At 32.2% G+C, this 13,428-nt stretch carries 15 protein-coding genes and 1 pseudogene; 6 read left to right on the top strand and 10 right to left on the bottom strand.

Annotated elements, in window-relative coordinates; translation table 11 throughout:
- Positions 1-440: pseudogene (locus HMPREF2642_RS11670) on the bottom strand (fibrinogen-binding protein); the annotation flags it as partial.
- Between the two features lie 190 nt (positions 441-630).
- Between HMPREF2642_RS11670 and HMPREF2642_RS01190 the strand changes: the two are divergent.
- Positions 631-1,257: a nitroreductase family protein gene (locus HMPREF2642_RS01190; protein WP_049428113.1), complete on the top strand. Its 627-nt coding sequence runs from the start codon at positions 631-633 to the stop codon at positions 1,255-1,257.
- Positions 1,258-1,358: 101 nt separating this feature from the next.
- A complete protein-coding gene (locus HMPREF2642_RS01185; RefSeq protein ID WP_037551089.1) occupies positions 1,359-2,144 on the top strand; it encodes a carbon-nitrogen family hydrolase in 786 nt (261 codons plus the stop codon).
- A 367-nt stretch (positions 2,145-2,511) separates the two neighbouring features.
- On the opposite strand, the gene HMPREF2642_RS11915 is transcribed toward HMPREF2642_RS01185, so the two are convergent.
- Entirely contained in the window at positions 2,512-2,589 is a 78-nt protein-coding gene (locus HMPREF2642_RS11915) for a delta-lysin family phenol-soluble modulin (protein WP_049307263.1), read from the bottom strand.
- 316 nt (positions 2,590-2,905) lie between these two features.
- Between HMPREF2642_RS11915 and HMPREF2642_RS01180 the strand changes: the two genes are divergently transcribed.
- Genes HMPREF2642_RS01180 through agrA form a run of 4 tightly spaced genes read left to right on the top strand, consistent with a single transcriptional unit; the run spans position 2,906 to position 5,659 of the window.
- On the top strand, positions 2,906-3,472 hold the full coding sequence (locus HMPREF2642_RS01180; protein ID WP_049428109.1) for an accessory gene regulator AgrB: 567 nt from the start codon (positions 2,906-2,908) through the stop codon (positions 3,470-3,472).
- Between the two features lie 2 nt (positions 3,473-3,474).
- Positions 3,475-3,615, top strand: a complete 141-nt coding sequence (agrD, locus tag HMPREF2642_RS01175; protein ID WP_049428106.1) for a cyclic lactone autoinducer peptide AgrD — start codon at positions 3,475-3,477, stop codon at positions 3,613-3,615.
- Between the two features lie 22 nt (positions 3,616-3,637).
- Positions 3,638-4,927, top strand: coding sequence for a quorum-sensing sensor histidine kinase AgrC (agrC, locus tag HMPREF2642_RS01170; RefSeq protein WP_070597560.1), 1,290 nt, complete (start codon positions 3,638-3,640; stop codon positions 4,925-4,927).
- 15 nt (positions 4,928-4,942) lie between these two features.
- Positions 4,943-5,659 (top strand): quorum-sensing response regulator AgrA, encoded by a 717-nt coding sequence (gene agrA, locus HMPREF2642_RS01165; protein WP_002436958.1) that lies wholly within the window; start codon positions 4,943-4,945, stop codon positions 5,657-5,659.
- A gap of 64 nt (positions 5,660-5,723) precedes the next feature.
- On the opposite strand, the gene HMPREF2642_RS01160 is transcribed toward agrA, so the two are convergent.
- From HMPREF2642_RS01160 to HMPREF2642_RS01125, 8 genes are all read right to left on the bottom strand, one after another.
- Positions 5,724-6,683: a carbohydrate kinase family protein gene (locus HMPREF2642_RS01160; RefSeq protein ID WP_049428102.1), complete on the bottom strand. Its 960-nt coding sequence runs from the start codon at positions 6,681-6,683 to the stop codon at positions 5,724-5,726.
- Between the two features lie 6 nt (positions 6,684-6,689).
- Positions 6,690-8,165 (bottom strand): sucrose-6-phosphate hydrolase, encoded by a 1,476-nt coding sequence (locus HMPREF2642_RS01155; RefSeq protein ID WP_049428100.1) that lies wholly within the window; start codon positions 8,163-8,165, stop codon positions 6,690-6,692.
- Between the two features lie 225 nt (positions 8,166-8,390).
- Positions 8,391-9,341 (bottom strand): LacI family DNA-binding transcriptional regulator, encoded by a 951-nt coding sequence (locus tag HMPREF2642_RS01150; protein ID WP_037551080.1) that lies wholly within the window; start codon positions 9,339-9,341, stop codon positions 8,391-8,393.
- Between the two features lie 143 nt (positions 9,342-9,484).
- Positions 9,485-10,735 (bottom strand): ammonium transporter, encoded by a 1,251-nt coding sequence (locus HMPREF2642_RS01145; RefSeq protein WP_037551078.1) that lies wholly within the window; start codon positions 10,733-10,735, stop codon positions 9,485-9,487.
- A gap of 177 nt (positions 10,736-10,912) precedes the next feature.
- Positions 10,913-11,137, bottom strand: coding sequence for a sulfurtransferase TusA family protein (locus tag HMPREF2642_RS01140; RefSeq protein ID WP_002469616.1), 225 nt, complete (start codon positions 11,135-11,137; stop codon positions 10,913-10,915).
- 18 nt (positions 11,138-11,155) lie between these two features.
- Positions 11,156-12,250 carry a YeeE/YedE family protein gene (locus HMPREF2642_RS01135; RefSeq protein WP_049428095.1) on the bottom strand — a complete coding sequence of 365 codons (1,095 nt, stop codon included), beginning with the start codon at positions 12,248-12,250 and terminating at the stop codon, positions 11,156-11,158.
- 81 nt (positions 12,251-12,331) lie between these two features.
- Positions 12,332-12,619 carry a hypothetical protein gene (locus HMPREF2642_RS01130; protein WP_002436909.1) on the bottom strand — a complete coding sequence of 96 codons (288 nt, stop codon included), beginning with the start codon at positions 12,617-12,619 and terminating at the stop codon, positions 12,332-12,334.
- Positions 12,620-12,707: 88 nt separating this feature from the next.
- Positions 12,708-13,349 (bottom strand): redox-sensing transcriptional repressor Rex, encoded by a 642-nt coding sequence (locus HMPREF2642_RS01125; protein WP_002436898.1) that lies wholly within the window; start codon positions 13,347-13,349, stop codon positions 12,708-12,710.
- Positions 13,350-13,428: the final 79 nt, after the last annotated feature.

Below are 13,428 nucleotides of genomic sequence, written 5' to 3'. Positions count from 1 at the left end.
CTATCTGAGTCAGAAGCACTATCTGAATCTGAATCGCTATCTGAGTCGGAAGCACTGTCTGAGTCTGAGTCACTATCTGAATCTGAATCGCTATCTGAATCTAAGCCACTGTCTGAGGCTGAATCGCTATCTGGATCCGTGTCGTTGTCTGAGTCTGAATTTAAATCATTTATTGCATCCGAATCAGACTCTCCGTTCTCATCATTTTCAGAAGTTGCAAGTGGATTTATGTTATTTTCATTAGATTGAGGCTGATGACTTATTGAATTGTCGTCACTAAAAGTCTGATTTTCAGATTCTGCTTTATTGATATCATTATTCGAAGAAATGGGCTTTATATTCTCCTCTGCTGCATGTGCATGATCATCAAATAAGGGTGTACTCAACATAAATGCAAAACCTGTTAATACAAACGAATGCTTGATTTTATTGTTATTCATAAGTCAATCACCTCCTCTTTAAATTCTTTTATCATCTTTAGTATATAGAAAATATTAGATTTTTGCATTCAAATAAGACTTTTGAAAATGAATATTAATCTTGTTGAAATTTCATAGTAATTATTTGTACATTATGAAAAGTATAATTATTATAGTATGTATAAATCAAAAGCAAAGGAGTATTTTAAAAATGGGGATTTTTAATAATACTGAAAATGAACAATCATTTAACGAAGCAATTGAAACTAGAAGAACTATTTATAATTTAGAAAAAACAATATCTATTAGTGATGAAGAACTAGAAGAATTAATCGCACATGCTGTAAAGCATATACCTTCTGCATTCAACTCTCAATCAACAAGAATAGTTTTACTTTTGAATGACAAAAATGAACAATTCTGGGAAAATACAAAATCTATTTTAAAAGAAACAATGGGTTTTGACAGAGATTTTGAACCTACTCGCCAAAAAATTGATAATTTCAAACATTCTCATGGCACAATTCTTTATTATGAAGATCAAAGTGTTATTAATGCATTACAAGATAAAATGCCTAACTTCTATGAAAACTTTGAAATTTGGTCAAACCAAGCTAACGCGATGCATCAGTATGCTATTTGGACTGCTTTAGCTACTAAAGGCATCGGTGCATCTTTACAACACTATAATCCAATTGTAGACGAATCTACTGCAAGCCAATTTGATATTCCGAATACATGGAAATTAATCGCACAAATGCCTTTCGGTGATGTACGTGAGAATGCGAAGGAAAAAGAAATCAAACCTGTAGAAGATCGTTTTATTATTAAAAAATAATTAAATTAACTGCGTCTGTGTAGGTATTACACAGACGCTTTTTTGCGTTTAATACTTAACTTTAGTATCTTATAAATAACTCGTAATAGGGAGTGAAGAAAATGAAAATTCAACTTTTTCAATTTCATGTAACTTATGGAAATGCTAATGAAAATGAATCCAAAATACAAAAGTGGTTTAAAGAATACTTAAACGAGGATACGGAGGTCGTTGTTTTACCTGAAATGTGGAACAACGGATACGCTTTAGAAGAATTAAAGGATAAAGCAGATACTAATTTAAAACGAAGTTTTTCATTTATAGCTCAACTGGCTAAACAATTCAATGTTGATATTATTGCAGGTTCTGTATCAAATATTAAAGACAATAACGTGTATAATACAGCATTTTCAGTGAATAAAGATGGTGAGCTAATAAATGAGTACGATAAAGTCCATCTTGTACCAATGCTTAGAGAACCTGAGTTTCTGACTGATGGCAATAAAGTACCTGAACCTTTTCAATTGTCAGATGGTACCCTAGCTACACAAATCATATGCTATGATTTACGGTTTCCTGAATTGTTAAGATATCCAGCTAAAAATGGTGCTAAAATTGCATTTTACGTTGCACAATGGCCTAGTGCTAGACTTAATCATTGGTTGGCATTGCTTAAAGCAAGAGCTATTGAAAATGATATGTATGTAGTTGCAGCTAATGGTTGCGGTAATGATGGAAACACGGAGTACGCTGGATATTCGACAGTTATCAATCCAAATGGTGAGATTGTTCAAGAATTGGGCAGTGATGAAGGTGTCCTCACCACTAATGTAGATTTAGAATTGGTTGATCAACAAAGAGAGTCTATACCTGTATTTAGAAATCTAAAACCTAATTTATATAAATAAAATTAAGCCGTGAGCTTGGGAGGGACTCACGGCTTTGATAACTTATTATTAAGGGAATGTTTTTACAGTTATTTTTTCAATCTATTTTTTGGGGATGTTATTAATTATGAAAAAATTTTAGTGAATTTATCTATTTTATTAATGATAAATTGAATGTTGTTTACGATAGCTTACATGCTAGAAATAATTACCTAATTAAAGGTAGCTAAGAATAATACGTAACACTGAGTCCAAGGAAACTACAGCTTTATAGCAAATGTTGCTCACTTGCTATTAACTTTGGGTTATTAAGTTGGGATGGCTTAACAACCCATTACTTAGTCATACTATACGAAGAAAACAAAGTTACAATGAAAGAATTCAAAACTTATTTTTTGAATTTTTTAATTGTATCAATGATCCATTTAATGAAATCACTGATTGTAGATACGATATCTGCAGCCATTACACTTCACTCCTTCCAACTAAATAATGGATTTGAATGATTTGGGAAGAATCATTCAATTAAGATTAAGCAAATTTTTCAACTATCTTTCTATCACATCTCTGTGATATGAGTCTATTAAAACATGGTTTTTACATTAAAGTACGATAATTCCTTAACTCATCAAAAAATGTACTTAAGTGTATTTCTATTTATGTTAAAATATCACTTGGGAATTAAAAATAACACTTAGGTATATTTTTTAAACAGTTAGGCATAATATTTAAAATGAGTTGCGCAAAATTGTATAATGTATTATGAGGAGAGTAGTAGGCGAGTGAAAATAATAGATAGAAAAATTGATGAATTTGCTAACTATTTACAGCATAGGAATAACCTAGATCGTATACAATTTTTGAAAGTTCGTTTAGGTATGCAAGTCGTATTTTCAAATATTGAAAAGACTATTGTTGTATACGGGTTAGCACTGATATTCCAGACTTTTTATTACACACTTTTAACTCATATCAGTTATTTTTTAATTAGAAGTAATGCTCATGGTGCACACGCTAAATCATCCCTATTATGTCATATTCAGAATATTATTCTTTTTATTATATTCCCTTATTTAATAATAAAATTTGACGTAGAATATGTAGTTTTATTATTTTTAGCATTAATAGGTTTTACTATAGTTATCAAGAATGCGCCTGTAGCTACCAAAAAACAACCCATACCTAAGCGCTTAATAAGGCGTAAAAAAATACTCTCCATTATTCTATATAGTTTTATTTTAGCGGTATCATTATTAACTACTGAGCCAATTAATAAACTTATTTTATTTGGCGAAATAATAGAGTCTGTAACTCTATTATCTATTTTTTCCCCTAAGGAGGATTTATGATTATGGATGCTTTATTCAATTTAGTTCTCAAATTTTTTACTATCATATTTGAATTTATTGGTTTTGTAGCTGGTGCTAACCCTTGTGCTCTATACTACGATGAGCCAGAAGTACCTGATGAATTATCAAAGCTTTATGAATAAATAATTAGAAAGTGTGTTATAAATGGATGCTTTAAACTACGCTCCATATGCTGGTGTTCAGACATTACTATTATTTCTTATTATTAAAATAATATTAGATATTAAATTCAACTATAAGGATTATTTATTCACTTCTGGAATAATAATCCTTTCTGTTTATACTTTTTCTATTTTAGGTAGTAAAACATTACCTATTTTAGTTGTAGTTATTTTCATCTTCTTTTATAAAAAAATTAAGCTTTATTCATTTTTAGCAGTATTAATAAGTAATATAGTTTTATACCTAACTAATTTTCTATCGGTAACTTTGTATTTAAACACGCGAGAAATAATCAATAATAATTCTATTTCCATCTCTTTACATTTTGTAATTTTTGTTGTAATAGCTATATTATTAGCTTATATACTTAAATTTTTATTTAAAAAACTTAAAGGATCCTATTTATCTTTAAATAAGAAATATATTACCATTATTACCATAGTTTTATTATTTTCATTTGTTTTCTTTTACATAATTTCTCAGACTGATTTAAGCGCTAATGATAGCCTTACTTTATATGCTTTTATATTTGTAGGTTTAATTATATTTTTAAGCATTTTAATATTTGTGCTTTCAACTTTCACTCTACGTGAAATGAAGTATAAGCGTAATCTTGAAGAAATTGAAACGTACTATGAGTATACGCTACGTATCGAAAGTATCAATAATGAGATGCGTAAGTTCCGACATGATTACGTCAATATTCTTTCTACGCTTTCAGAGTTTATTCGTGAAGATGATATGCAAGGTCTTAAAAAATATTTCAATGAACAAATTGTTCCCATGAAGGATAATATGAAAACGCGCTCTATAAAAATAAATGGTATTGAAAATCTTAAAGTTAGAGAAATTAAAGGGTTAATTACTACTAAAATTCTTCAAGCTCAAGAGAAAGCAATACCGATTAGTATAGAGGTTCCTGATGAAATTGATAAAATCGAAATGAACACTATAGAGTTCAGCCGTATTTCAGGAATTATTTTGGATAATGCCATTGAAGCTTCAGAAGTTCTTGATGATCCACTTATTCAAATTGCTTTTATTAATAATGAAGAATCTGTTACATTCATTGTGATGAATAAATGTAGCGATGATACCCCTAAAATACATGAATTATTTGAAGAAGGCTTTTCAACTAAAGGCGATAACAGAGGGTTAGGTCTATCTACGCTTAAAGAACTGACTGACCAAAATGAGAACGTCCTATTAGATACTGTTATCGAAAATGGATATTTCGTTCAAAAAGTAGAAATTATTAATACGGAAGCATAAGGATGTGAAATATAGATGAAGATATTCGTTTGCGAAGACGATCCTAGACAAAGAGAAAACATGGTTTCAATTATCAAAAATTACATCATGATAGAAGAAAAACCTATGGAACTAGCTCTCGCAACTGATGATCCTTATGAAGTGCTTGAGCAATCAAAAGAAATGAATGATATTGGTTGTTATTTCTTAGATATTCAATTAGAAGCTGATATGAATGGTATTAAACTTGGTAGTGAAATTCGTAAACATGACCCTGTGGGTAACATTATTTTTGTAACAAGTCACAGCGAACTTACTTATCTCACTTTTGTTTATAAAGTGGCTGCTATGGACTTCATTTTCAAAGATGATCCTTCAGAACTAAAAACAAGAATCATTGACTGTCTTGAAACTGCTCATACACGTCTTAAGTTGCTATCTAAAGAAAGTAATGTTGAAACAATTGAGTTAAAACGTGGTAGTAACTCTGTGTATGTTCAATATGACGATATTATGTTCTTTGAATCTTCAACTAAGTCACACAGATTAATCGCACACTTAGATAACCGTCAAATTGAATTTTACGGTAATCTTAAAGAGTTAGCTCAACTTGATGAACGTTTCTTTAGATGTCATAACAGCTTTGTAGTGAATAGACATAACATTGAATCGATTGATTCTAAAGAGCGTATCGTTTATTTCAAAAATGGTGAAAATTGTTTCGCGTCTGTGCGTAATGTTAAAAAAATCTAACACACTTTAAAATACCCAGCTTATTTATCACTCTATAGTGAATAAGCTGGGTTTCTTTATGAGTTTAGGACCCTTTTTCAATTTCTTCTATTGTCGGTAAACTTTCAATGGCGCCATACCTTGTAGTTGTTATAGCTGCCACTTTATTACCAAATTCGAGAATGCTATTACCTTCATTTTCAAATAATTGAGCAACATCAATAATATCTGAAGATAATATACGACTAATAACGGCTCCTATAAAGGCATCACCGGCGCCTGTAGTATCTATAGCTTTAACTTTGAAACCTTGATGTTCTGTAGTAAATTGGTGCTTAGTAAACGCTTGTGCCCCTTTAGGACCTTTTGTATAAATCACTACAGCCACGTTACCTTTAAATAGTGACTGTATAGCTTTAGTTTCATCTTTCATTCCTGTTATAAATTCTAGTTCTTCATCTGAAACTTTTACTACATTCGCTTTAGGAATAAATTCATGAATTGCTTGACGACATGCTTCTGGGTCTTCCCATAAAGGTAAGCGTACATTAGGATCAAATACTATCGTTCCATTAGCCTTCTCAAATTTCTCAATCATTTTTGAATGTGCTTGTTTCATTAAACTTTCAACTAAATCCACAGAACAGAAATGTAGAATGTCTTGATCAGTAACCTCTATATCTTCAATATGTGAGGGATCATAAAGCATGTCAGCAGAAGGCTTACGATAAAACGAGAAATCTCGCTGACCATCTTCTTTTAAACTTACAAAAGCTAGTGCTGTATTTGCTTCATTGGTACGTTGAATATAGTCTACACCTACACCAATGCGTTCAATGGTTTCAACAATAATGTCACCAAATGCATCATGTCCTAATTGAGTGACCATTTCGGAATGACCACCTAGTTTACTCACTGTTGCTGCTACGTTACAAGGTGCCCCACCTACCTGACGACTAAATTGTTCTACGTCTTTAAGTTCTGAATTTGTGACATGTGGTATAAAATCGATAAGTGCTTCACCTATTGCAAACAACCTTCTCATTATATATCATCCCTTTAGTTCAAATTTCGTAAATTGTAAATATACTTGTCCTGACTCAGTAGATGCTTTGATACCCGTAGAAGCTTCACTTGGGAAAATACGGGATGTAAGTACACGTTCACCATTATTACAAAATATTTCTATACTCGACGTATCTACAAAAATGTGTAACTGGCTTAAAGGTGTATCTAAAATAGTTGAACGCGTTGTGCCATCCACATTTGTAGGTAATAAACCACTTTCTGACCGATCTAATGTGAGCGAATTCTCACGTTGATTATAGGTAATCAACGTAGACTCATTTCTAGAACTTCTAAGCTCAAAATAAATTTCAGTTGCATCATTTTCTAAAATATCAATAATCATTTCATATTGTTTGCCTTCATAGGGGTGCAATTTGCGGTTAAATTTATTTGCATACCCTAATGCAGTCTCTTTGTTCGTTCTTAAAGTTTCTAGAGCTTTTAATGGTCGTTGCTTTAATTTACCATTTTCGAGAGTAAGTTCTCGTGGAATCGTTAAACAATGTGCCCAACCTTCACTATCTGTCGGATAATCACTTTCTGGTAAGCCCATCCAACCAATTAATATGCGTTTTCCATCTTTATCTATAAATGTTTGCGGTGCATAAAAATCAAAGCCTCTATCTAACTCTTGAAACTCTTGATGATCAAATGTCATATTTTCAATATTTAAATGACCGATCATGTAGCCAGATTGATAAATATTGCGATATTTATTTCCATCCGCTTCAATCCCTTGCGGACAAAATAAAATAACACCCTGTCCATCTAATTCGAAATAATCAGGGCATTCCCACATGTAACCAAAATGATTTAAATTCGTTTGAATTTCACCAAGAAATGTCCAGTTAACAACATCATCACTTTGATATAGTAGTAACCGCCCTTGTTCATTATTATTTTGGGCTCCTATAATTGCATATAATTGATCATCTTTTTTAAACACTTTAGGATCTCTAAAATGACTTGTGTATCCATCAGGTTGTCCATGAATTACAGATTTAGGAAACTTCTCAACTGAACCATCTTCTTTAACGCGAGCAATCATTTGACTGGAGGTACGTTTCCAATGATTGTCTCTATGATTACCGGTATAAATGTAATAAAGATGACCATTAAACTCAAATGCACTACCACTATAGACACCATGACTATCATATTTTGTGTCAGGCTCTAATATAGGACCTTGTGCTTTGAAATGTACTAAATCATCACTTTTATAATTAAACCAATATTTCAAACCATGAACCGCCCCTAGAGGGAACCATTGATGTGATATGTAATAATAGCCGTCATAATAAATGAGACCATTTGGATCATTGAGCAATCCTGTTTCAGGCTGAATATGGTATGTCTGTCTATAAGGAGAAGCATCGACTCGTTGTTTTAAATTTTTAAATGTCTCTGTATCAACATCCTCTATTCGTTGATAACGTGCTTCACGTGTCCATTCCGCCATGTTTTCACTCCTAATCTCGACTGATTTGACTTTTACTTAACTTTATTATTTTAACATATTAGCTTAACACTACGATGTAGAATTTTTGTTAAGAACGCTTATTTATGAAATGAAAACCACAATACTTTTATGATAAATAAATTTTCTTAAGTATATATCTTAACAAATTTAATCATCGTAGTGGTATCGGTTCCAAATTATTATAAAATAAAAATCCCTCACCTTTTACTTAATGACAGGAATTTTTATTTTAAGTTCTGTAGTTTGATGATTTAATAATTGATTAATTTCTTTAAGTGCTTGCTCTCCTGCTTCTTTATAATTTAAGTGAATTGTTTCAATTATCGGAGACACTACTTGTGTCATTGGATCACCACCAAATCCAAAAATTGCATGAGGAGATAGATCTTTCTTATGATCCGCACAAAATTTGTGAATTGCTAAGGCAATTGAATCCGTTGCACCGACAATTGCATCAACTTCCGTTATATTGGATAAATATCTCTCAACATCTACCAGAGCTTCTTCATATTTAAATGTAGTTTCATAAATCTTAGGTTCAATATTATATTGTTTTAGAGCATCTATTAGTCCCTTTTTACGTTTAATACCAACAGCAACATCACGTTCACTAACGCTAAATAAAGTGACTTCGTGTAGTCCTTTTTGACCTATTCTCATACCTATTTCAAATCCAGCTTGGTAATCATCATGATATATACTATGCAATTGTGCATGTTCTTGCCCTACAATAATAACCGGTACGTTAATCTTTTCTATAATTTGGATATGTTGTTCAGTAATGTTTGTAGCCATTAAAACAATACCATCTACTTTACTTCTTGATAATGTTTCTAATGCTGCAAGTTCTGCTTCTAGTTCAAGTCCAGTATAATTTAATAAGAGTTGATAGTTATGTAAATGACATTGGTTGATGACACCTTTAATAGTTTCATCAACTGCGAATGAATTCATACGTGGAATAATTGCTCCTATAAGATTGGTACGTCTTGCTCTTAAACTTTGAGCAAATTGATTAGGTTGATAATCATACTCTTTAATAATTTTTGTCAGCTTTTCTTTTGTTTTATTACTAACGGATCCATTGTTTAAAAACCTTGAAACAGTACTTTTTGATACACCCGCTAGCTTGGCGATATCAGAAATATTTTTCATAAGAAAACTCACCTATCATATATTCAATAACTTAAACTTATTCTATCACATATGTAATCGCTTTAAATACTTAAATCAATTCCATTTTAAATACTAAAGTTTAATTGATATGAAGGTGAGTGTATTTTTTTTGAAAATAATTTTTAAAATTTCATTCGGCGATTGAATTTGTTCAATTCGCCATAGAAGTAGGCCTTTTCTCCATGAACGATTGCATCAAGACCTGTTTTATCCTCCTCTTCAGTAGTTGCTAAAGGAGTGAATGATTTAATTACTCTAGCTATCATGTATGTAACTATTGCACTAAATACGACAGTTGCTATTGCTGCTGCTAATTGAATGCAAATGACTTTAAAGTTACCTGTATATATGAGTCCATTTTCAATAGCATCATTTACTTTATGAGACTGGAACACACCTGTTAAAACTGCGCCTAATACTCCCCCTACACCATGAATACCAAATGCATCTAGAGCATCATTATACTGTAACTTCACTTTAATTAAATTAATAACGACATAACAACCGATACCACCAATTATAGCTATGATCATGGCACTTAAATAGTTAACATAACCTGCTGCTGGAGTAATAGCAACGAGACCTGATAAAGCGCCTGATAATAATCCTAAAAGACTTGTCGTTTTTTTCAAAGCATACTCTAAAATTAACCATCCTAGCGCACCTGCACTTGCAGCGATGACTGTGTTAACAAATGAAATCATTGCGATTTGGTCGAAAGTAAATGCACTACCTACATTAAAGCCATACCACCCCAACCATACTAAAATACCTCCGATGAGAGTTATTAGTAAGTTATGTGGGGTATGTTTCTCTTGCTTTTTACCTACACCAATCATTATCCCTAATATAAGACCAGACACCCCTGAGGTAATATGTACAACTGTACCCCCGGCATAATCAATAGCACCGAGTTTACTAATCCATCCACCGCCCCACACCCAGTGAGCTACTGGACTATAGATAAACACAACCCATAAACCGACAAAAATAAGATAAGGGATGAATCTCATTTTTTCAGCAATTGAACCTGATAAAATAGAAACTGCTATAGTACAGAACATCATTTGGAATAACATGAAGAGTGCGAGAGGGACATGAGGGCTAATAGTTTTAGAAATAGCAAAGCCTACATGGTTTAGACCTAGAAATTTTAAGCCACCTAACCAATCATTACCTTGATCAAAACTAATAGAAAAACCAATAATCATCCACGCAAAGGTAACGATAACTATTGCAGCCATACTTTGCATTACTGTATTTAATGCATTCTTAGATTGGACTAGACCTCCATAAAATAAACTTAATCCTGGAGTCATTAACCAAACTAATAATGTACATAGAAATAAGAAAATTGTATCATCCATATTCATTCTTACCACTTCCTTTAGCAACATCATAAAGAGTGTTTAGTAGAAGTGCAAAAATCGGTAAGATAAAATTACACTAAGCGTAAGATTAAGTGACATCATAACTTGAGTATTTGAATATATTAAAATAAAAAAGCCAGTGACATCGTATGATATCACTAGCTTGCGTCTAAAGTAAATTTAAGATTTTTGAATAGTTATCGTCCAAGAAGCATCATCTAATTGTTCATAATTAGTGACTGGATATCCATTTTCAGCTGCCCAGTTTGGTAAGGCTTCTGTTGCCTGCGTACAATCAAAGTCTATTTTTAATTCATCGCCTTGCTCTAACTCTTCCATTTTCTTTTGCGCTTCAATAAGTGGAAATGGACACACCATTCCTACAGTACCTAATTCATGTACCAATTTCTTATCCTCCTTACCTTATGTTGTCTGAGTTTGTTGACTCACTTGTTTACGTTTAGATTTTTCATTAGATGATTGTTGAAACTTTTTCATTGGTTTAATAAAAATAAAATAACTCATGAACCATACACCAACTATCATTGATGCTAAACCTAACCATCCTTGCCAGCTCATTGTTGCGGTTTCTACTAACCCATTACCAATTGAACATCCACCAGCTACTGAAGCACCAAATCCCATCAATATGCCACCAATAGCACTGTTACGAATCGTCTTCTTATCTGGAAGTCTCCATTTAAATTCTTTAGACCCTCTAGCAGCAATATATGAACCAATAAAGATACCGAGCACTAATAAAACGCCCCAATCGATGAACTTAGTGTCACCGGATATTAGAAAGTTAATCAAATTAGCAGATGGAGTCGTAATCCCAAGTCCATAAGGTCGACCAGTTGATTCACTCATGGGCCATGCTAGTAAAGCAATAAGTCCTACGGCAATACCAGCTATAAATGGATGGTATTTTCTTTCAAATAAATAGTGTCTAATACCTGTATATTTTTGTTTTAACTTAGGCACCATCACTTTCGGTTTACGTAAAGTTTTCACAACCATTGTAATTGTAATAATTGCTAAAATTAAAACAAGTACCCAATTAGGAAGCCCTGTTGAATGACTTACACTCGCATTCACGTTCGTAGGCTTATTAATCATATTCATAACAGGAAGGAGTACTCCTGTTTTAGTAATTGCAGAAGTTATAGCATATAAAATTAATGCCACCCAACTTCCAATTAAACCTTCGCCAGCACGATACCACGTACCTGTGGCACAGCCACCAGCTAATACAATACCAACGCCAAATATAAATGATCCTATAATCGTCCCTAATACTGGAAATGTATGCGTAGGCACTTCAATAATACCTAAGCTCGTTAATATGAGTAATCCCAAACTCTGAACTGTTATAGCTACGAGCAATGCATAAAACATTTTATGACTTTTTTGGACATACATGTCTCTGAAACCGCCCGCTAGACAGAATCTTGTTCGTTGCATTACGAACCCTAATAACGCTCCGACAATAAGTCCACTAATTATCATCCATGTCATTTAATCACCTATTTCCGATATAAATACTAATGTATTATATTAGAAAAAATGAAAAATTGCAAGTTCAATATTTTTTGAAACCTAATGTATTTTCAATTCTTTACTCAATGATTTTAAATCCTCTTTTGAAAAATGACTAAATTTATACCACTCATGATTGTTATAGTAAACAAATAATTTACTTCCCAGCAGTCCTTTCGAGCACTTATATCTCACAACTTTATTAATATCTAACTCTATATCAAATGGAGTATATTCTTTGCCATAAGCTTTGAATTGTAAAGTATTCTCATTGATTACTAATTTTCCAGGAACCCTTATCATTTGAGGGATATGTGCTTTAAATGTACAGTTTGCTTCAAATTTCATTATGGCTTGTGCCCCCTTTATTTTATTACGTATACTATATCATTTTTACATAATAAAGTAGCATCCTAAATTAGGATGCTAAAAGTTATTAATTATTATTACTATAGTTCTTCATAAAGAACAATAGTGATTGTAGTTCAATACCCAAATCAATATGGTGAACTTGTACATCTTGTGGTGTTTTAACTCTGCTTGGCGTAAAGTTAAGTATACCTTTCACACCCGCTTCAACGAGTTGATCAGCAACCTGTTGTGCTACACTTTCAGGAGTCGTTAATATCACAACGTCAATTTCTTCTGCTGCTAATGTAGATTGAATTTCATTGATATTTTTAACAACGACTTTACCCACTTTCTCTCCAATTAGATCTTCTCTAATATCGAAAGCTTCAGTAATTGTCATCTCAGCGTGTATTGAAAAATTATAAGTAAGTAACGCGCGACCTAGATTACCAACACCTACTATCGCAATTTTAATTTCATCACTTTCACTTAGTTCAGACTTGAAAAATTCAAGCATACTATCGATGTTGTAACCATAGCCTTTTTTACCTAATTCACCAAAATATGAAAAATCACGACGAATCGTTGCCGAATCTATTTGTAAAGCTTCACTGATTGCTTTAGAATTCACACGGTCGATACCCTTAGATTTTAATGTACTCACAAATCTATAATATAAAGGTAAACGCTTTAATGTAGCACGAGGAATTTTAATATTTTCTGGCATCCAATATGTCCCCCTTAAAGTTTGAATGAATTATATTTATGTATTCAAACGTTTTATCGGGCAAGTTGTAAGGCGTTTA

Source organism: Staphylococcus sp. HMSC055A09, assembly GCF_001809655.1.
In the GTDB taxonomy this organism is placed as follows: domain Bacteria; phylum Bacillota; class Bacilli; order Staphylococcales; family Staphylococcaceae; genus Staphylococcus; species Staphylococcus capitis.
The sequence above is the reverse complement of the archived record's forward strand: the minus strand, read 5'-3'. Positions and strand labels throughout refer to the sequence as shown.

Excerpts from the sequence above, each read along its gene's own strand:
- HMPREF2642_RS01185 (WP_037551089.1), top strand. The coding sequence starts at position 1,359 with ATGAAAATTCAACTTTTTCAATTTCATGTAACTTATGGAAATGCTAAT.
- HMPREF2642_RS01190 (WP_049428113.1), top strand. The coding sequence starts at position 631 with ATGGGGATTTTTAATAATACTGAAAATGAACAATCATTTAACGAAGCA.
- HMPREF2642_RS01125 (WP_002436898.1), bottom strand. The coding sequence starts at position 13,349 with ATGCCAGAAAATATTAAAATTCCTCGTGCTACATTAAAGCGTTTACCT.
- agrA (WP_002436958.1), top strand. The coding sequence starts at position 4,943 with ATGAAGATATTCGTTTGCGAAGACGATCCTAGACAAAGAGAAAACATG.
- HMPREF2642_RS01135 (WP_049428095.1), bottom strand. The coding sequence starts at position 12,250 with ATGACATGGATGATAATTAGTGGACTTATTGTCGGAGCGTTATTAGGG.
- HMPREF2642_RS01150 (WP_037551080.1), bottom strand. The coding sequence starts at position 9,341 with ATGAAAAATATTTCTGATATCGCCAAGCTAGCGGGTGTATCAAAAAGT.
- agrD (WP_049428106.1), top strand. The coding sequence starts at position 3,475 with ATGGATGCTTTATTCAATTTAGTTCTCAAATTTTTTACTATCATATTT.
- HMPREF2642_RS01160 (WP_049428102.1), bottom strand. The coding sequence starts at position 6,683 with ATGAGAAGGTTGTTTGCAATAGGTGAAGCACTTATCGATTTTATACCA.
- HMPREF2642_RS01145 (WP_037551078.1), bottom strand. The coding sequence starts at position 10,735 with ATGAATATGGATGATACAATTTTCTTATTTCTATGTACATTATTAGTT.
- HMPREF2642_RS01130 (WP_002436909.1), bottom strand. The coding sequence starts at position 12,619 with ATGAAATTTGAAGCAAACTGTACATTTAAAGCACATATCCCTCAAATG.
- agrC (WP_070597560.1), top strand. The coding sequence starts at position 3,638 with ATGGATGCTTTAAACTACGCTCCATATGCTGGTGTTCAGACATTACTA.
- HMPREF2642_RS11915 (WP_049307263.1), bottom strand. The coding sequence starts at position 2,589 with ATGGCTGCAGATATCGTATCTACAATCAGTGATTTCATTAAATGGATC.
- HMPREF2642_RS01155 (WP_049428100.1), bottom strand. The coding sequence starts at position 8,165 with ATGGCGGAATGGACACGTGAAGCACGTTATCAACGAATAGAGGATGTT.